General features: G+C 74.7%; 17 protein-coding genes. 3 read left to right on the forward strand and 14 right to left on the reverse strand.

The window, feature by feature from the left end; all coding sequences use genetic code 11:
• Positions 1-7 precede the first annotated feature (7 nt).
• The 6 genes from GD748_RS13205 to GD748_RS13230 are packed head-to-tail and all read right to left on the reverse strand — an operon-like array spanning position 8 to position 8,604.
• Positions 8-1,267, reverse strand: coding sequence for a phosphotransferase family protein (locus GD748_RS13205; protein ID WP_152195620.1), 1,260 nt, complete (start codon positions 1,265-1,267; stop codon positions 8-10).
• Entirely contained in the window at positions 1,264-2,646 is a 1,383-nt protein-coding gene (locus GD748_RS13210; protein ID WP_152195621.1) for a phosphotransferase family protein, read from the reverse strand. The genes GD748_RS13205 and GD748_RS13210 overlap by 4 nt, the downstream gene beginning before the upstream one ends.
• Complete coding sequence (locus GD748_RS13215; RefSeq protein ID WP_152195622.1) at positions 2,630-4,672, reverse strand: ABC transporter ATP-binding protein; 2,043 nt, start codon at positions 4,670-4,672, stop codon at positions 2,630-2,632. Before GD748_RS13215 ends, GD748_RS13210 begins: the two co-directional genes overlap by 17 nt.
• Entirely contained in the window at positions 4,672-5,901 is a 1,230-nt protein-coding gene (locus tag GD748_RS13220) for a glycosyltransferase family 4 protein (protein WP_152195623.1), read from the reverse strand. The genes GD748_RS13215 and GD748_RS13220 overlap by 1 nt, the downstream gene beginning before the upstream one ends.
• Positions 5,898-7,235, reverse strand: coding sequence for a glycosyltransferase family 4 protein (locus tag GD748_RS13225; RefSeq protein ID WP_152195624.1), 1,338 nt, complete (start codon positions 7,233-7,235; stop codon positions 5,898-5,900). The genes GD748_RS13220 and GD748_RS13225 overlap by 4 nt, the downstream gene beginning before the upstream one ends.
• Complete coding sequence (locus GD748_RS13230; protein WP_152195625.1) at positions 7,225-8,604, reverse strand: glycosyltransferase family protein; 1,380 nt, start codon at positions 8,602-8,604, stop codon at positions 7,225-7,227. The genes GD748_RS13225 and GD748_RS13230 overlap by 11 nt, the downstream gene beginning before the upstream one ends.
• Before the next feature lie 196 nt (positions 8,605-8,800).
• Between GD748_RS13230 and deoD the strand changes: the two genes are divergently transcribed.
• Entirely contained in the window at positions 8,801-9,508 is a 708-nt protein-coding gene (deoD, locus tag GD748_RS13235) for a purine-nucleoside phosphorylase (RefSeq protein ID WP_152195626.1), read from the forward strand.
• 29 nt (positions 9,509-9,537) lie between these two features.
• Here the strand turns inward: deoD and GD748_RS13240 are convergent, their stop codons facing one another.
• Positions 9,538-9,975, reverse strand: coding sequence for a nitroreductase family deazaflavin-dependent oxidoreductase (locus GD748_RS13240; RefSeq protein ID WP_152195627.1), 438 nt, complete (start codon positions 9,973-9,975; stop codon positions 9,538-9,540).
• Between the two features lie 91 nt (positions 9,976-10,066).
• On the opposite strand from GD748_RS13240, the gene GD748_RS13245 reads away from it, so the two are divergent.
• Positions 10,067-10,771, forward strand: a complete 705-nt coding sequence (locus tag GD748_RS13245) for a hypothetical protein (protein ID WP_193312938.1) — start codon at positions 10,067-10,069, stop codon at positions 10,769-10,771.
• Positions 10,772-11,007: 236 nt separating this feature from the next.
• Positions 11,008-11,658 carry a TetR/AcrR family transcriptional regulator gene (locus GD748_RS13250; RefSeq protein WP_152195628.1) on the forward strand — a complete coding sequence of 217 codons (651 nt, stop codon included), beginning with the start codon at positions 11,008-11,010 and terminating at the stop codon, positions 11,656-11,658.
• Positions 11,659-11,842: 184 nt separating this feature from the next.
• On the opposite strand, the gene GD748_RS13255 is transcribed toward GD748_RS13250, so the two are convergent.
• The 7 genes from GD748_RS13255 to GD748_RS13285 form a co-directional block, all read right to left on the reverse strand.
• A complete protein-coding gene (locus tag GD748_RS13255) occupies positions 11,843-12,688 on the reverse strand; it encodes an AlkA N-terminal domain-containing protein (protein ID WP_152195736.1) in 846 nt (281 codons plus the stop codon).
• A 221-nt stretch (positions 12,689-12,909) separates the two neighbouring features.
• Positions 12,910-13,551: a DNA-3-methyladenine glycosylase I gene (locus GD748_RS13260; RefSeq protein ID WP_152195629.1), complete on the reverse strand. Its 642-nt coding sequence runs from the start codon at positions 13,549-13,551 to the stop codon at positions 12,910-12,912.
• Entirely contained in the window at positions 13,548-14,189 is a 642-nt protein-coding gene (locus GD748_RS13265; protein ID WP_152195630.1) for a methylated-DNA--[protein]-cysteine S-methyltransferase, read from the reverse strand. The genes GD748_RS13260 and GD748_RS13265 overlap by 4 nt, the downstream gene beginning before the upstream one ends.
• Complete coding sequence (locus GD748_RS13270; RefSeq protein ID WP_226921310.1) at positions 14,186-14,692, reverse strand: RNA polymerase sigma factor; 507 nt, start codon at positions 14,690-14,692, stop codon at positions 14,186-14,188. Before GD748_RS13270 ends, GD748_RS13265 begins: the two co-directional genes overlap by 4 nt.
• Positions 14,693-14,842: 150 nt before the next feature.
• A complete protein-coding gene (gene lpdA / locus GD748_RS13275) occupies positions 14,843-16,237 on the reverse strand; it encodes a dihydrolipoyl dehydrogenase (RefSeq protein ID WP_152195632.1) in 1,395 nt (464 codons plus the stop codon).
• A 120-nt stretch (positions 16,238-16,357) separates the two neighbouring features.
• On the reverse strand, positions 16,358-16,609 hold the full coding sequence (locus GD748_RS13280) for a DUF4242 domain-containing protein (protein ID WP_152195633.1): 252 nt from the start codon (positions 16,607-16,609) through the stop codon (positions 16,358-16,360).
• 53 nt (positions 16,610-16,662) lie between these two features.
• Positions 16,663-18,435 carry a BTAD domain-containing putative transcriptional regulator gene (locus GD748_RS13285; protein WP_152195634.1) on the reverse strand — a complete coding sequence of 591 codons (1,773 nt, stop codon included), beginning with the start codon at positions 18,433-18,435 and terminating at the stop codon, positions 16,663-16,665.
• Positions 18,436-18,929: the final 494 nt, after the last annotated feature.

Raw genomic sequence — 18,929 nt, forward strand, 5'->3', positions numbered from 1 at the left:
GGTCCGGTCACAGACCGCCGGTCCCGCCCGAGCCATCGACGTCCGCCAGCATCTCGCGCGCCAGGGGGAGCCAGCGGGGCCGGAAGGCGTACACGCCGGCGAGGCGCAGCCGGGTGGCCGCGGCGTAGGCCGGCACGCGTGCCCAGAGCTGCTCCAGGGGCTCCCCGACCCCGGTGAGCAACCCGGTCCGTGCCGCCTCCGCCTGCCGGGCGGTCAGCAGCCCCTGCGCCACCCGGAGCTCGAGGTGGACGAGGACGTTCGCGACGTCCAGCGCCCGCTCCCCCACCGCCAGGGTGTCGACGTCGATCATCCCGAGGCGCCCGTCGGGCCGCAGCAGGACCTGCTTGTCGTGCAGATCGCGGTGCAGCACGCCCAGCACCGGCCGGGCCGGCGCGGCACGGAGCCCGCGGGCGACCAGCTCGGTGGCACGCTCCACCTGCCCGGCGTCCAGCAGGCCATGGTGGACCGCGGGTGCGAGCCAGGTACCGATGGCCGCCAGCTCGTCCTCGACGCCGTGCTCGTCGAGGACGGCGGCACGGTCCGCACCGTGCAGCAGCCTCACCGCACGCCCCGCAACCGCCCACGCTGCACGCACCTCGTGGCCGGTCCGAGCCGGGTCCGCCCCGAGCGCGTGCAGCGTGGTGCCACCGACGTCGGACCAACGCAGCACTCCGTCCCTGACGTCCCCGTCGCCGAGGAGCTCGGGGACGACGACGGAGTCGTCGAGCAGCGCACGCACCAGCCGCCCGCGGCGGGCGAGCGCATCTGCCTTGGCCGGGCGGACCACCTTGACGTACTCCACGCCGTCTCCCGCGGGCACCCGGACGACGGCGCGGCGCCCGGGCCGGTGCGCGACCAGCTGTGCGCCGGGCCGCGCAAGGACGCCGCCCAGCGCGGGCAGCTGGGCATCCGCCCCCTCGGGCTGGAGCAGCACGCCGTCCGCCACACGCCCACCGGGAGTCTTCGCGGCGACGGCCGCGAGCCGGGCCGGGTCGGCGAACCACTGCGCAGCCACGGCCGCCTGCCCCGGGTCTGCGCCGTCGACCGTCGGCCTCAACGGAGAGAGCTCGAGGAGGGCGTGCTCCGTTCCCCGCGGCCAGGCGCGCTCGACCCGGTAGCAGCGTTCGCCGTCGTGCACCTCGCGCGGCAGCCGGGTGCGGGCGCGCATCGGGGCTCGGGCGTTCGTCTGCGGCATCGAGACCCGGGCGTTCGTCATCGGCAGCCTGCCCCGGAAGGTCGCGATCACCCGAGGGCTGGGGGCGGTCATCGCCGCACTCCCATCCGATCGGACCCTCCAGCGGCCGCTGGCTCAGCCGCCCGTGGACCGGCGCGTCCCCCTGCGGCGCGACGGGCCTCGGGCCGGCGGCGCCGGGCGCCGCTCCCGTGGGCGGCGACGGCGAGCCGGTGGGCGGTGTCGACGAGCGTCGTCACACGTTCGCCCCAGTCCGGCTGGTGGGTCCGGAAGGGCTCGACGGCGCGCTGCAGGAGCGCCCCGGCGGTCAAGGCGGCCAGGGCCCGCTCGTCCACGAGACCGCCGGACGCCGTGTACCCGTCCAGCACCGGACCCAGCACCGTGACGGGGTCGCTCGCACCGCCGGTCCGGCCGGAGACGATCTCGTGCGCCGCCCAGCTGGCGACGTCGGCCAGCGGGTCGTCGACGCCGACACGGTCGAGGTCCACCAGCGTCAGCGGCGCCTGCCCGGGGCGCGCCGGCAGCTCCCCGTGCTCCGGGGCGGCCGCCCGCGCGAGGTCCGGACGGACGATCACCTGGTCGGCCGAGAAGTCACCGTGGACAACGGTGCGCACGTCCCGCCCCACGAGTACCGACCGCACGAGCTCGACGGTCTCCCGCGCCTGCGCGACGGCCGTGGGGACCGCGGACCGCACGGCGGAGACGGCAGCGGCCAGGCCGGCACCGCGGTTCACCTCGACGGCGTCGCCGCTCGGGCCCAGCGCGTGCAGGGTCGCGAGCAGCTCACCGGCCCCTGCCCACGCCCCGGGCGGAGCCGGCTGGATCCGGTCGAGCGCCGCGCCCGGCACGAACTCGGTCCGGATCAGCCCCTGGCCGGGTCTCACCTCGAGCACCCGGGGCACCGGCACCCGGGTCCCGTGCAGCAGCCGGTGCCCGACGAGGTTGTCGTAGGTGCGAGTCGGACGGTGGATCTTCACCAGCGACGGCACGCCGGTGGCCGGACGCTGCACGGCGACCCAGCGCCGGGCCGGCTTGTAGACCAGCGCCTCGGTGGCGTCCGCGTCGGCGGCGAGGAGACTGCGCACACCGGGCAGGTGACGGTCGGCGGTGGCGTCCACCAGCGCGATGCCGAGCGCACGGTCGAGCGCCACGCCCCGGCCGGCGAGGTCGCGGGCACCGGCGTCGCGCAGCTTGTCGAGCTTCGCGGGCGCGTCGAGGCGGTGGGCGACGGCGTACGCCAGGTGGGTGCTGCCGTCGGCCGTGCGCACGGTTAGCCCTACGACGACCGAGGTGCCGGGCTTGTGCCGCAGGTAGGTCACCTCCGCGGCCACCGCGTCACCCCGTCCCCAGGCCGGGCCGAGCCGGCCGAGCAGGGTCGGCGGGTCGAGCACGGTGCCCAGGCCCGGCAGGTCGGGTTCGCTCGCGATCAGACGGTGGTCATCGGGCAGCAGCACGTCGGTCCTCCTCCAGGTCGGTTGCGGGTGTCGGGGGTGCGGAAACGGGTGCGGAGGTCGCGGTGGCCGAAGGGTCGGGTGCGGAGGTCGTCGGGGCGGCACGGTCGGGTGCGGCGGTCGTGGCTGCGGAGGTCGCGGGTGCGGACGTCGTGGGTGCAGCAGGGTCCGACGGCTTCGCGGGACCTGGCGACGTCGCGGGACCTGGCGGCGTCGCCGGTGCGTCCGGCACCGCGGTCAGCCGGCGCTCGCGCCGCACCGGGGCCAGGGCCGCGAGGCGCGAGCCCGGGTCGGCCATGAGTCGTTCGGGCGCGCCGTGCTCGACCACGCGGCCACGCTCGAGGACGACCACCTCGTCGCAGCCCAGCACGTCCGCCAGGACGTGGGAGATGACGAAGGTCGTGCGTCCCGCGGCGAGCCGGTCGATCGCCTCGAGCACCGCGGCGGAGTTCTTCGGGTCCAGCCCGGTGGTGGCCTCGTCGAGGATGATGATGGCGGCGTCGCGCAGCATGGCGCGCGCGATGGCGATGCGCTGGCGCTGCCCGCCGGAGAGGGTGTCGCCGCGCTCCCCCACCACGGTGTCGTAGCCCTGGGGCAGGTCGAGGACGAATTCGTGGGCGTTCGCGGCGCGGGCGGCCGCCTCCACGTCCGTGTCCGAGGCGTCGGGCCGGCCCATGCGGATGTTCTCCCGCACCGTCCCGGCGAAGAGCACCGACTCCTGCAGGACGACGGCGACGTGTGCGCGCAGCGAGTCCAGGGTGAGGTCGCGCAGGTCGTGCCCGTCCACCCGCACGGTGCCGGAGACCGGGTCCTGCAGCCGTAGCAGCAGGGAGGCGAGGGTCGACTTGCCCGAGCCGGAGTGGCCGACCAGCCCGACCCGGGCGCCGGGCCGCACGCGCAGGTCGACGTCGGCCAGGGCGGTCGCGCCGTCGCCGTACGAGGCGGTGACGTGCTCGAGGCGCACCTCGCCGGCCAGGCGGGTGATCGTGTAGGCACCCGGCGAGTCCGCGATCTCCTGCCGGGTCTCCACCACGTCGAGGATCCGCTCTCCGGAGGCGGCGGCCTTGGCGATGCGGCCGGTGTACTTGGCGAGGTCGCGCATCGGTTTGAACGCGCCCTTGAGGTACTGGACGAAGACTACGAGCTCGCCGGGGGTGAGCCGGCCCTGGAGCACGGACCAGCCGCCCACCAGCAGCACCGCACCGGTGGCGACGCCGACCAGGACGTCGGTCTTGCGCTCGAGCCCGGCGGAGAGGCGGGTGGCGCGGACGCCGTCCTTGAGCTCCTTGTCGTTCGAGGAGGCGAACCCGGCCTCGAGCTGGCCCTGCAGCGAGTACGCCTGCACCACCTTGATGGCGCCGAGGGACTCACCGGCCGTGCCCGCGAGGTCGCCCTCGCGCCGTCGCTGGAGCCTCGAGGCCGAGGTGATCTTCTTCGACGAGCTGGACGAGGACAGCGCGAAGAAGGGGAAGGCCGCGAGGACCACCAGCGCCAGGCGCCAGTCCAGGACGACCATCACCACCAGCATGGCCACGAGGGTGACCACGTTGCCGATCAGCGGCATCGCGGCGGTCACGGCGACGTCGCGGAGCTTGCCGACGTCGGAGATCAGCCGGGTGATGAGGTCACCGGTCTTCGCGGACGAGTGGTAGCGCAGGGACAGGCGCAGCGCGTGCGCGTAGACGTCGGCCCGCACCGCGGTCATCGCGCGGGTCCCCGCCAGCGCGAAGCAGACGGTCATGAGGTACGAGGCGAGTGCGCGCAGCCCGGCGACGGCGATCACCGCCACGCCGCAGAGCACGAGCAGCCGCAGCAGGCCCGGACGCTCCGACGCCCCGGGTGCGATCACGGCGTCGATGACGAACTTCAGCGGCCACGGCTCGAGCAGGCGGAAGATCACCTCGGCGAAGAGAGCGACGAACCCGCCCGCCACGATCTTGCGGTGCGGACGCAGGTAGGGGCGCAGGAAGCGCGCGGTCCGCCGCAGCGCGGGCGCGGCCGTGCGCAGGTCGGTGGGTCGGGAGGCCACTAGGCACCTACCTCGGTCAGGTCGCCCGCGCGCAGGCCGAGCCCGGCCGCGGCGAGGGTGCGGGTCACCACGTGCGTCCAGGTGTGGGCGGCGACCATCTCGGCCCGGGCCGCCGCGCCGAGGCGCTCGCGCATCCCGGGGTCGGCGGCCAGCACGCCGAGCACGACGGCGAGGGCCGCCGGGTCCGAGCCCGGCACCAGCAGGCCGGTCCTGCCGTGGTCGACGACGGCCGGGAGCTGCCCGACGGCGGAGGCCACCACGGGCAGGCCGGCGGCCATGTACTCGTAGACCTTGAGCGGGCTGAAGTACCCCTCGCCCTCGCCGGCCGGGTACGGCGCGCACGCCACGTCGGTGCGGTGGAGCCAGCCGGGTACGTCCACCGGGCTCACCGCGCCGGTGAAGGTCACGGCGTCGCCGAGGCCGAGCGCGGTGGCCCGACGCCGCAGCGGCTCCGCCTCCGGCCCGTCGCCGACGAGCAGCAGCCGGGCGTCGGTGATCTGCCCGCGCAGCAGCGCGAAGGCCTCCAGCAGCGTGGCGGTGCCGTGCCAGGGCTTGAGGGTGCCGACGAAGCCGACGGTGAACGGCCGCGAGGCCCGAGGTGCGCCGGCGGGGAGGTCGGCGGGCCGGATCCGGTCGACGTCGACCCCGTTCGCCTCGACCACGACGCGTGGCCGCCCCGCGCCCTCGGGCAGGTGACCCCGCACCCAGTCCGCGACCGGCTCCGAGACGCACACCACGACGTCGGCGCCGCCGGAGGCGTCACGCACGACGGCGGCGGCCTCCTCGCCGTGGACCAGGCCGCGGTGCCGGGCCGCCTCCAGCGGGAGCGGGGCGTTGACCTCGAGCACGGCCGGGATCTCGCGCGCGGTGGCGTAGCGCGTGCCGGCGCGGCTGAAGAGCGAGTACCGCTCGTAGACCGCGTCGAACCCGGCCGCTCCCCCGGCCTCGACGATCGCGGCGTGCATGGCATCGTCGCCGACGATGAGCGCTCGCTCCCGGGCGGCGAGATCGGGCCCGCCGAGCCGCTCGAGCTCGTGCACCCGCAGGCGCCCGGCGGCGACCGCGGCCCTGGCGTCGGGCCACGGGTCACCGCCGGTCCGGCGGCAGAACAGGTCGACGGCGTGGCCGGCGTCGAGCAGCACCCGCAGGACCTCCTGGACGTGCACGGAGGCGCCCTTCGTGCCGAAGACCGGGATGCCGGGGTCGGCGCAGACGTAGGCGATCCTCATCGCGCTGCTCCCACGAGCTGGCGCCCAGCGCGCTGCGGTGCGACGGTGCCGCGGTCGCCCGCCAGGGCGGCGTCCAGGCGCCCGGCCTGTCCGACGGAGTCGAACTCGGCCTCGACGAGCTCCCTGGCGGCACCGGCGAGCCGGTCGCGCAGCGGGCGGTCGTCCAGGAGCCGGGTGATCGCGGCGGCGAGGGCCGCCGGGTCGTGCTGCGGCACCTGCAGCCCCGTCACCTCGTGCCGGACGGCCTCGGTGATGCCGGTGACGTCGGTGGAGATGCAGGGGGTGCCCAGGGCCATGGCCTCGAGCAGCACGGTCGGCAGGCCGTCGGCGTTGCCGTCGCTGCCGACGACGCACGGTGCGGCGAGCACGTCGGCGGTGCGGACCTCCTCGCGCACCCGGTCCTGCGGCAGCGGCCCGGTCAGCTCGACGACGTCGTCGAGCCCGAGCCGGGCGATCTGCGCCCGGAGGTCGGCCTCGAGCAGCCCGGCCCCGACGATGCGGCACCGCAGGTCCCGGCCGGCAGCGCGCAGGGCGGCGACGGCGTCGACGAGCACGTCGAACCCCTTCTTCTCCACCAGGCGCCCGACGGCGACGACGGTCGGCACCTGCGACGCCGGCCGCGCGCCCGGAGCCAGGTGGGCGAACGCGTCCAGGTCGAGGCCGTTGTAGATGCGGTGCACCGGGGTGCCGGCGACGGCGAACGGGTAGGCGGTGCGCAGGTGGCGCACGTTGAAGTCCGAGACGGTCACCACGTGGTGGGCGTCGGCGATCTTTCGGGCGACGTCGGTGTGCTCGACGCTCTCGTGGAACAGGTCCTTGGCGTGGGCCGTGAAGGAGTAGGTGATCCCGGCCAGCAGGGCGGCGAGCCGGGCGACCGTCGTGGCCATCGACGCGAAGTGGGCGTGCAGGTGGGTCAGGCCGCGCTCGACCGCCATCACCGCGACCTCGACGGCCTGGGCGGCGTCGCACGCGTCCTCGCGGAGCAGCTCGGGAAGCAGCTCGGGCAGACGCGGCAGCAGCGGGCTAGCGCCGCGCAGCGTCTGCCACAGCTCCTCGGCCTTGCGGGCGCGCGGCACGTACGTCACCGGTGCCTGGACGCGGGCGAGGGTGTCGTGGAAGCGGGGGTCGACCGGGGGGCGCAGCGAGAAGATCTCGATGTCGGCGCCGCGGGCCTCTCGGGCGATGATCTCGGAGACCACGAAGGTCTCGGAGAACCGCGGGTACATCTTCAGCACGTACCCGATCCGGGGCGTGCCGGCCGCTGGCGCGGTGTCCCCGGTCCGGGGCTTGCCGCTCGCGGGCGGCGTGGTGGCTGCGTGCGTCTCAGGCAACATCGGTGCGCTCCTCCAGGCCCACCAGGGAGGTGAGCAGCTCGGGCAGGCGGGCCAGGCCGTCGAGGTCGACCGCGGTGCGGTCAGGTCGTGGTGAGTGGTGGTCGGGTCGTGTTTCAGCCGGGTCGACGGCGCGCGCGAGCCAGCCGCCGAGGGCAGCAGGGCTGAGCCGGCTCGGGAGGAGGTAGTCGAGCATCCCTGCGCGTGCCAGCAGGCGGGCACGCACCAGCTGCTCGGCGCGTGGGGCGACGCGAGGCACGACGAGCAGCCGGACCCGGCGGGCCATCGCCTCGCACACCGTGTTGTACCCGCCCATCGCGACGACGGCGGCCGCGCCGGCGAGCAGGGCCGGGGCGTCGTCGACATAGGTGTGGACGTCGAGGTCGGTGCGCCCGGCCGCGAGCCGCTCGACCCGCCGGCGCTGGGCGGCGGGCATCTGGGGCCCCAGCACGAGGACGCCGCGGTGGCCCGAAGGCAGCGGGACACGTGCGAAGACCTCGGCGAGGGCCGCACCGTCCGCACCGCCACCTACTGTCGCGAGGACGTAGGGGCCCGTGACGCTGGTGCTGCGCCGCTGCCCGTCGCCGCGCCCGTGCGCGAGGTAACCGGTGTGTACGACGCGCTCGCGCAGCACCGCCGGCAGGTCGAGGTCGCCGACGACGTCGTGGACGCGTGAGTCGCCGTAGACCCACACCTGGTCGTACCAGCGCCGCAGCGCGGAGGTGGAGCGGTCCCGCACCCACTCCCGGCGGGCCGTCTCGGCGTCGTCGAGGACGTCACGCAGACCGAGGACCACCCGGGTGCCGGTGCCGGCGAGCGCCTCCAGGGCCGGCTCGAGCTCGCCGCGGAAGCCGCGCGGGTGCTTGTCGACGACGAGGACGTCGGGGCGGAACGTGGTCAGCGCCGCGGTGAGGATCGAACGCCGCATGGTCAGCATCTGCTCCTCGCCGACCGACAGGTGCCGGGCACCGTAGGCGCCGTCGGCATCCTTGACGAGGGCGGGGAGGGCGACGAGGTCGCAGTTCTCGGGCCGGTTCGCCGTGACCGCCTCGGGCGCACCGGTGAGCAGAAGGATGTCGGGCGTGGGGTCGAGCGCCGCGAAGGAGCGGGCGATGGCGAGGTTGCGGCGCACGTGTCCCAGGCCCATGGCGTCGTGGGAGTACAGCGCGACCCGCAGCCGGCGCGTGCCGTCGCCGTCGTGGACGGTGGCGGGGCTGGGCGCGGACGGGGCGACGGAGACGACGGGGGTGAGCTGCCGGGCCGACCGCGCGGCAGGCGCCGCCTCGCGAGGTGCCGACCACACCGGAGCCGTGGCTCCACCCTCGGCCGGTGACACGGACCGGCCGCCTGCCCTGACCGTCGTCCTGCTCATGGCTTCCCCCTCTTCTGCGACCCGGACGTGCCTCCGGGCGATGAGAGCAAGCGTGTCGGGCGCACGTGAGGCGTCGGTGATGAGCAGATGAGGGCCTTCTCATGAACTCCGGATGAACGACGGGAGCCACACGGTCCTTCCACGTGCGGGCCGCGTGGGAGCATGGACGCCGCAGCCCGTCGACCCGAGGAGCACCATGGCCACCCCGCACATCGCCGCCGAGAAGGGCGAGATCGCGCCCGCCGTCCTCATGCCCGGTGACCCCAAGAGGGCCCGGCGGATCGCGGAGCTCCTCATGCCCGACGCCCGCCAGGTCTCGGACGTGCGCGGGATCGGCGCCTACACGGGGACGGTGGACGGCAAGCCCCTGTCGGTCATGGCCTCCGGGATGGGCATGCCCTCGCTCGGCATCTACGCCAACGAGCTCTTCAGGTTCTACGACGTGCAGCGGATCATCCGGGTGGGGACCGCGGGCGGGCTCTCACCGAAGGTGCGGGTCGGCGACGTCGTCGTCGCCCTGGGCGCGCACACCGACTCCGCCATGAACACCACCCGCATCCCCGGGATCCACTTCTCCGCCGTCGCGTCGTACCCGCTGGTGGCGGCCGCCGTCGCCGCCGCGGGCGACTCCGACCGTGTCCACGTGGCGCCGGTGGTCTCGCGCGACCACTTCTACGGCAACCCGGCCGAGCAGATCCAGAAGCTGGCGGACTACGGCACCCTGTGCGTGGAGATGGAGGCCGCCGGGCTGTACGGCGTGGCGGCCGAGCACGACCGGGAGGCGCTGGCCGTGCTGACGATCTCCGACCACCTGCTCGACAGCTCGCAGGACATGAGCGCCGAGGACCGGGAGCACAAGTTCGAGCGCGCCCTGCACCTGGCGGTGGCCGCCGCACACTGCTGAGAGGTGCCGCGGCCCGGACGCCTGGTCGATCAGCTCCGGCGCTCGAGCACGAAGACCGGGATGAGCCGGTCGGTCTTCTCCTGGTAGTCGGCGTAGGGCGGGAAGGCCTCGACGGCGCGGGCCCACCAGGCGTCCCGCTCCTCCCCGGCAAGCTCGCGCGCGGTCATGTCCCAGCGTTCGGCGCCGTCCTGCAGCACGACGTGCGGGTCCGCCAGCACGTTGTGGTACCAGACGGGATGCTTCGGGGCCCCGCCCTGGGAGGCGACGATCGCGTAGTCGCCCTCGTGCTCGACCCGCATCAGCGGGACCTTGCGGATCTTGCCCGTCCGCGCCCCGCGGGTGGTGATCACGACGATCGGCAGGCCTCGCATCGTGTTCGCCTGTGCACCGTCGGAGCGCTCGAACTCCTCCACCTGGTCGCGGACGTGCGGCCGGGGGCTCGGCGCGTACTCGGAATCGGTCGTCATACCGCCCAGTCAAGCAGACACCCGTTGCGCCGCCACGGCAGGTGGCGCAGACTTGACGGAAGTCGAGCACTCCGATGATGGAGGCGAGGTCATGCACACCGATCACGAGATGCTGCCGATGCTGGGCCGCGGCAAGCACCGCAACCCCCGCAAGGGCGCATGCTTCATGGAGCTGGCGTCGTACCTCGCCGGCGAGCGCTGGAGCGACCGGCCGGCCTGCACCCACCGGCTGCTGGCGCACCTGGCGCGCCTGGTCAACGACTGCACGTCCGACGCCGCCCGCCCGCGCCTCGCCCCGCTGATCCCGTCGGTCATCGGCCTGACGAGCACGGACCCCAGGTGGGACCACGAGATCGCGCTGCTCACCGCAACGACCGCGCTGCCTGTGGTCGCCGAGGAGACCCAGCGCTCGCTCGCCGTCGGTGCGCTGAGCGTGGACCGCATGCTCGCCGCGAGCGACGGCCGCGACCCGGACACCCTGCGTACGTCCACGGCCTGGGCGCTGGACGACGTCCCCCTGGCGGCGGCCTGGGCACGGAAGTTCATCGCGCACGGCGTCGCCGGGCCGGTGCGCTTCCACCCCGGACCGGTCATCCTCGACTTCGCCGTGCCGGGGATCGCGACCGCCTGCATCTCCGACGCCGACGACCGCCTGCGGCGCCTGCTCACCGAGGCGATCGCGATCTGTGTGGAGCTCGGTGGCCGCGGCTCGCGCTGGGACGCGATGGACGACGGCGAGCGGACCCTGGCCCCGGACCGGTGGATGGGCGTGGTCGCCCCGGCCGTCACGGTCTGACGCAGGACGTCCGCCCGGGGGCAGGAACTCGCTGGCCTCCGCAGGCACGTTCGGCGTCTCGGCAAGGACCTCACAGGCCTGCGCGTGCAGCCCGTGCTGGTGCTCCGGCGCACACGCCCGGCACTTTGCACAGATTCACCCTCGAAACCCCTCCCCCGGCGGTAGCCTCCTCACAACACGGGCTAAGAGCCAGGATCCTGGCCAGCGGCGTGAGGTGTTGACGAGAGGGTGCTGAGATGACACACAACCACGCGGACGTGGTCGATGGGTCGACGCCCGTTCGCCGCGGGCCCGGCCGGCCTCGGCACGCCGACACCGAGGAACGCGCGTACCGGGCCGTGCTCGAGCTCTTCGGCCAGCGCGGCTGGGCCGGGCTCAGCCTCGACGGCGTCGCCACCCATGCCGGCATCGGCAAGTCCTCCATCTACCTCCGGTGGAAGGACAAGCGCGACCTGCTGCTCGACGCCCTGCGCGACCTGGAGGCTCACTACGTCACCCCCGAGGAGACCGAGGGGATGACGCTGCGGGAGTACCTCGTCGCGCACGCGGAGGCGCGCGCGAACCTCTACCTGGGCGAGTACGGACCGGCGGTGTCGCACCTGCACTCGGCCGCTCTGGCGAACCCGGAGGAGTTCCACGAGATCCGCCAGGAGTCCATCAGCCGGGGAGTCCTCTCCCTCCACGGGCGTATCGAGCGGGCGATCAGCTCCGGCGAGCTGCCCGCCGACACGTCGGCGCACCACCTGCTCGACGCGATCGAGGGCGCGATCCTGATCCACGTGCTAGTCAGCTCCCCCAAGCGGACCGAGGACCTCAAGGCCGGTATCCACGACTACGTCCGGACGCTCGTCGACCTCCAGCTCAAGGCCGTCGGCGCACCGGACTGAGTCCCTGGCGACATCGGCTCCTGGCGTCGTCGTCGGCCCAGGACTGTCATCGGCTGCGCCCTGGCGACCTCGTCGGCGCCCCCAGGCTGTTCGCGGCTGCCCCCTGGCGACGTCGTCGGCGCCGCCAGGCCGTCATCGCCTGCGCGCCGGCGGAAGGCGACGCCGCGTCCCCAGGACGCGGGTCTCAGAGGTAGGCGGCGGCCGTCCACAGGTGGGTGACGGCGTACGCGCGCACCGGGCGCCACCTCTCGGCCGTCGCCCTTGCCGCCGCCGCACCCACCCCGCCGAGCGCCCGTCGCAGCACCAGGTCGCCGGCGGGGAAGGCGTCCCGGTCCCCGAGCACGCGCAGCGCCAGGTAGTCGGCGGTCCAGGGCCCGATGCCGGGCAGGGCGAGCAGTCGGTGCCGGGTCTCGGCCGGGTCCATGTCCGGTTCGATGGTCAACCCGTCGGCGCACGCGACCGCCAGGGCGTGGACGGTACGGGCCCGGGCGCCAGTCACGCGCACGGCTACGCGCAGCTGGTCCGGGTCGACGGCAGCGAGCGTCTCCGGTCGCGGGAAAGCCGTCAGACCGCCTGGTGCCGGCGTCCCGAAGGCGGCGACCAGCCGAGCGGTGAAGGTGCGTGCGGCGGCGAGGGAGACCTGCTGACCGAGCACCGTCGAGACGGCGGCCTCGAACCCGTCCACGTGGCCGAGCACGCGCAGGCCGGGCCGCGCGGCGACCAGCGGACCGAGGACCGGGTCGTCACCGAGCACGTCCGCGACGGCTGCCGGGTCGTGGTCGAGGTCGAGCCAGCGCCGCACCAGGGCAACGACGGCCGGCTCGTCGTCGGGGTGAGCCAGGTCCAGGTGGGCGTCGACCCGGTCCTCGCCGAGCCTCACCGACACCACGGCCGGGCCGTGGCCGCCGGGCACGGTCCGGGTGCTGCGGCCGGCGTCGACGTCGACCACCTCGACGCCCGGCACCGCGTGAGCGGCCAGCGCGGCAAGCGCCGCGTCGACGGCGAACGGCGGAACGAGGTCCAGCCACACCCGGCGGCGCACCCGCTGGCCCGGCCCGGGCACGGGTACGGCGTCGTCCTGGACGGCGAACGGCGGGACGCGGTCCAGCCGCACCCGGTGGTGCACCTGCTCCCCCGGCCCGGGTACGGCGTCGTCCTGGACCGCGTCCGCCGGCCCGGGCACGGCGTCGTCCCGGACCGCGTCCGTCGGCCCGCTCACCGCAGGTTCCTGGGCCACCGCCCGCGGCCTGCTCACGTCGGCGTCCCGTCCGGACGCCACAGGCCCGACGAGCCGCGCCGGTGCGAGCCGAGCAGGTGGGTGTCCACCATCCCGATCGCCTCCATGAGGGCGTGCACCGTCGTCGGCCCGACGAACGCGAACCCGCGGGCCCGCAACGCCTTGGACAGCGCCACGGACTCCGGGCTGGTGGTCGGGATCTCGGCCACGGTGCGTGGGCGCGGGGTGACCGCGGGGCGGAACGACCACACCAGCTGCTCCAGCCCGCCGTCCGCGCGAAGCTCGACGGTGGCGCGGGCGTTGGTACGGGTGGCGAGGATCTTCGCCCGGTTCCGCACGATCCTGGCATCGCCCATCAGGACCTCGAGGTCGTCGTCGCTCAGCGCGGCGACCACGTCCGGGTCGAAGTCGTGGAAGACCTCCCGGAAGGCCTCGCGCTTGCGCAGGATGGTCACCCAGGACAGGCCGGCCTGGAAGCCCTCGAGGCACAGCCGCTCCAGCACCGCCTGCTCGCCGTGCACGGGCAGGCCCCACTCGGTGTCGTAGTACGCGCGCAGCAACGGGTCCGCCGCGGCCCATGCCGGGCGCGCCAGACCGTCGTCGCCGACGACTAGGCCGCTGTCGGTCGCCACCTGCGCCGGCTGCTCCCGGCTCATGCCGCCTGCTCCAGGGCGAGCAGGGTCTGCTTGGCCGCCGGCCCGCCCCGGTAGCCGCCCACCGACCCGTCCGCACGGAGCACCCGGTGGCAGGGGACGACGAGCGGCACCGGGTTCGTCGCGCAGGCCGACGCGGCGGCCCGCACCGCGAGTGGCCGTCCGGCCGCAGCCGCGAGCTCGGTGTACGTGGCGGTGCGGCCGAAGCCGATCTCCGGCAGGTGGGCCAGCACCTCACGCCGGAACCCGGTGGCCAGGCGCAGGTCGAGCGCCAGGTCGAACACCCGGCGACGCCCGGCGAAGTACTCCTCGAGCTGCCGGACGGCGACGTCGAGGCGCTGCGGCGCGTGCAGGATCCTCGGGCTCACCCGCGTCGCGAGCTCGGAGAGCACGGTGGCGTGGTCCTCGACGGCGAAGGCGACCCGGACGAGGCCGGAGTCCGTGGCGGCGAGCAGGAGCTTCCCGACCGGGCTGTCGAGCGTGCGGTAGGCGACGTCGAGCTCCCCCCGGGCCTGGGCGTCGGCGACCAGCCGTGCGTGCAGCCGGTCGAGGTCTGCCTGGGTGACGTCCTGCAGCCCGGCAAGGACGCCGTCGTGCCCCGCACCCGGGGCGAGCGGGTCGTGGGTCGGGTCCGTGCTCATCGTGCCTCCAGGGTGGAACGCAGGTGCTGGATGCCGTCGGCCGCAGCCCGGCGGACCGCGGCGGCGCTGCCGCCGATCAGCTGGGCCACCTCGGCGTAGGGCATGCCGGCGAGATGGTGGTAGGCGATCGCCTCGCGCTGCCGGGCGGTCAGGCCCCGCACGGCGGCCCAGAGCTCGTCGTCGACGGTCCCGGGGATACCCAGGTCCGTGGGGACCTCGGGAACCTCGTCGACCGGGACGGCGTGGCGCGCGCGGGCACGGAGGATGTCGACTCCCTTGCGGCGGGCGATGGTCACCAGCCACGCCTGGACGTTGGCGTCCGCCGGCAGGTCGGGGTAGGCGCGCATCGCGGCGAGGAACGTCTCTGACCACGCGTCGTCTGCGTCCGCCGGGCCGACGACGGCACGGCAGACCCGCAGCACGGTGGCGGCGTGCTCGGTGACGACCTGCTCGAAGGGCTGCACGTTGGGTAGACGTCCTGGCTGGGTGGGATGTGAGGTCACGGTAGCCGAGCGCACCGACACCGCCGCCACCGCGGTCGGAGCCACGCAGGTGTCGGCACGCCCTCCTACGACGGCGGTCGATGCCACCATGTCTCGGCCCGCTGTCCCGCCGCCGGCTCGACCGGAGCCGTCGCGGTACCGGCGACCGGCTCAGAGGTTGATGGTGCCGCTCGCCAGACCGCGGGCCGACTCGAGCAGGGCCTCGCTCAGGGTCGGGTGGGTGTGGACGGTGCGGGAGATCTGCTCGGCGGTAAGACCCCAGCGCTGGGCGAGGCTCAGCTCGGGCAGCAGCTCGGAGACGTCCGGGCCGATGAGGTGCCCGCCCAGCAGCCTGCCGTCGCCGTCGGCCACGAGCTTGACGAACCCGCGGGGCTCGGCGAGCCCGTGCGCCTTGCCGTTGGCGGTGAACGGGAACCGCGACACCCTCAGCTCGGCCGTCTCGGCCCGTGCCTGGGCCTCGGTGAGGCCGAAGCTGGCGACCTGCGGCTGGCAGAAGGTGGCCCGGGGCATCATGCGGTAGTCGCCCATGGGAGTCGTCGGGGCACCGGCGATGGTCTCGGCCGCCACGACGCCCTGCGCACCGGCGACGTGGGCGAGCTGGAGCTTCGCCGTGACGTCCCCGATGGCGAACAGGTGCGGCACGGAGGTGCGCAGGTGGTCGTCGACGGCGATCGCGCCGCGCGCGAGCGTCACCCCGGTGGTCTCCAGCCCGAAGCCGTCCACGCGCGGGGCGAACCCGACGGAGACGAGGACCCGGTCGGCCGCAAGCTGCACCGGCCGCCCGTCGGAGCCGGTGCCGGTGACGTGGACGCCGTCGCCGCGGTCGTCGACGCCGGTCACCGCGGTGCCGGTCAGGACCCGCACGCCGAGCCCGGTGAGCTGGCGCTCGAGCTCGACGGCGACGTCGGCGTCCTCGTTGGGCAGGACGTGGTCGAGGTACTCCACAACCGTGACGGCCACGCCGTAGTTGGCCAGGATGTAGGCGAACTCGACCCCGATGGCGCCGGCGCCGATGATGACGATCGACTCCGGCAGGTCGCGGCTGAGGATCTGCCGCTCGTAGGTGACGACGTTCTCGCTGAGCACCACACCCGGGAGCAGCCGGACGCTCGCCCCGGTGGCGATGATCGCGTTGTCGAAGGTCACCGTCTGGGTGCCGCCGTCGACGAGCTCGACCCCGAGGGTGTGCGCGTCCTGGAAGGTCCCCCGGCCGTAGAGCTGCTCGACGTGGTTCTTGGCGAGCAGGTGGTGCACGCCGTTCACCCGGTCCGCGGCGAGGGTCCGGCTGCGGTCGAAGGCGGCGCCGTAGTCGAAGGTGACGTCTCCCGACATGCCGAACGTGTCCGCCTGGTGGGTGAAGATGTGCGCGAGCTCGGCGTTCCGCAGCAGCGCCTTGGACGGGATGCACCCGACGGACAGGCACACCCCGCCCCAGAAGCGCTCCTCGACGACGGCGACGCGCAGACCGAGCTGGGCCGCCCGGATCGCGGCGACGTAGCCGCCGGGCCCGGCGCCCAGGACGACGACGTCGTGGTGCGTGGTCACCGTCGAAGATTAGGGGACGGCGACGTCGCGCGAAGGAGTTTCCTGAGCGGCCCCGCTCGGGTGCCGGCGAGCTGCCGGGCGGGAGTCTCCCCTCGGTGCCCTCCGCCGCACGGACGGCGGTCAGCCCTGCACGACGGGATAGATCTCGTCGGCGACGAGGCCGTGCGCCTCGCGGTGCACGGCGTGCGCCGTCTCGGCGTCGGGGGCGTCGACGAGGCAGAAGATCTTGCCGGCGTCGATGTCGAGCCAGTACTTGAGGTACCTGGTGCTGTACTTCTCCTGCACCTTCAGGTCGGCCTGGTGAGCCTGGGCGACCGCTGTGGCGTCGGCGCCGTCGGGAACGGTGCGGTGAACATCCATGAAGAGCGGCATGACTACCTCCTCGGTGCTGCACCGGGATGGCTCTCACCCCGGTACGCCCCACGCTAGGAAGCGGCCGTTCCCGCGGCGTTCCCCGCAGCGCCCGGGGTGCTCGACGGGTGCGCCGACCACCTGGCGGCCGCGCGTCGGCAGCGGGTCGCCTCCCGGGGACGGCCGGCCGCCTCGAAACCGGTCGCGGCGCGCTCGAGCAGACCGGCGACGACGGCGACGTCCCCTCCGTCGGCGTGGTCGAGGTGGGCCCGTGCCTCGAGCACGGCCGCGTGCCACGGCCCGCCGGTCCACATCCGCGAGACCCGCTCGGCGTCGGCGAGGTAGATCCGGCCGCGGGCCGTCTCACGGGTCTGGGCGCACACCCGCGCGGCCGCCACCCGCAACGCCATGGCGCACGGCTCGCACATCGCCAGCTCGCCGATCTCCGCCTCGGCCTCGGCGAGCACGGCGGCGCCCTGTCCCGGTGGCGCGCTCTCGAGCAGACCGCCGTAGACGCACGGCAGGAGGTGCTCCGGGATCGCGCTGCGACGCGCCAGCCCGAGCGCCCGGCGGTGCGCGCGGCCGGCTGCGTCGTGGTCGTGCTGGCGGGCGGCCAGGTGAGCCAGGCGCGCCGCCGAGAGCGCACGACCGGTGATCGCGTCGGCCGGCCAGGACCGCTCGGCCACGGTCAGGTCGGCGTGCACGCGAGCCGGATCGTCGTCGGCGAGCAGTCCCGCCTCGCCGCGCAGCAGCAGCCCGAGCGCGCGGGCCTGCGGGGCAGCGAGCCGCTCGCCGTCGTCGATCATCTGCTCCGCGAGCCGGCCGACGGCGTCGGTACCGTCCTGCTCACCGAGCGCGAACTCGCTCATGCACATGTTGGCGTCGAACAGGAACGGTGCGAGCTCCGGGGTGCTGGTGAGCGTGGCGAGGAACTCGCGCGCGAAGTCCTCCTGCCAGGAGCCGCGAGCGTAGGCGACCAGGCCGAGGATCTCGCTCGCCTCGGTCAGCTCCCCCGCCAGCCCGGCGTCCACGGCCAGCGCCCGCACCTCGAGCGCGGTCCGCTCGGCCTCGGCGAGGTCCGCCCGCTCGCGGTGCACCGCTGCCCAGACGAGCAGCGCCCGCGCCCGCTCCGCCGGCGTCGGGGCCGGCGCGGAGTCCATGGCCAGGACCTGCTCGTAGACGGCGACGGTCTCCCGTCCCGGTGAGATGCCCAGCTCGGTGCGCAACGCGGTCCGCAGCTCGCCGAACTGCCGGATCGCGGCCGACCGGTCACCGTCGGCGAGGTGCGCGCGGATGATCTCGCGGTGCGCCCGCTCGTCCGTGGGGTCCTCGACGACGAGCCGGCCCCAGAGCCGTCCGCCGGCGAGGGTCCGGAGGTAGAGGGAGCGCAGGCGGTCCCGCTCGGCGTCGCACCACGGTGCGTACGGGTCCTCGGGCAACAGGTCGCCCCCATAGAGCGCGGCGGCGGTCCGGCAGGCCGTCTCGTCCGCGTCGCGCAGGGCGGCGGTGGCCGCGGCCGTGAAGTCGGCGACGTCGGAGCGCACCCGGTGCCCCGGCGCCAGCGCCACCGAGCCGTCGGCCAGGACGACGCCGTCCGGTACGCCGAGCAGGCGGCGGGCGTGGAAGGCGGCCTTGCGGACCCTGGCCCCGCCGGTGTCGGGGTCGCCCTCGGGCCACAGGGCCTCCATCACCTGTTCCCTGGGCAGACGGTGGCGCGGGGCCAGGACGAGGAGCTTGACGAGCTCGGTGGCCTTGCGCCGGTGCCACGCGGAGTCAGGGATCGGCCGCCCGCCGACGGTGACCGAGAAGTCACCGAGGAGGTGGATGGAGAGCGGGACGCCGTCCATCTACCGACGATAGCAACGCCCACCCGGGCGACCGAGGCGCCCACGAGATCGAAGAGAACGGCGTACGCCGGGCCGGAGGGAGCCGGGTCACGCGATGCCGAAGGGTTCGTACCGATATCCGGTACAAACCCTTCGGCTCGGTCGCGGGGCCTGGGCGTCAGAGGACGGTGCCCGAGCCCACGTCGGCTGCCGTCAGGCGGCCGCGAGTCGCCAGCTGCCCCGCAGTCCGGCGCCAAGCACCCACGGGTCCACCGGCAGGCGCACGCCAGACCCCCGTCAGGCGCCCGCGAGACCACCGGCAGGCGTCTGCGAGACCCCCGGTCAGGCGCCCACGGGACCGCCGGCGCACGCCGGGGGGCGCCGCGAGCTCGGGGCCAGAAAGGCGTTGTCGGGGGTCGCGCGGGCGTGCTTGGCTCGACCATGTCGCCAAATGACTCGACCTGGGCGCCGACGGCCATCTGAGGTCGGCCGCGGGTCGATGTCGATCCGGCGCT

The sequence above is a fragment of the Georgenia subflava genome (genome assembly GCF_009193155.1).
Classification (GTDB): domain Bacteria; phylum Actinomycetota; class Actinomycetes; order Actinomycetales; family Actinomycetaceae; genus Georgenia; species Georgenia subflava.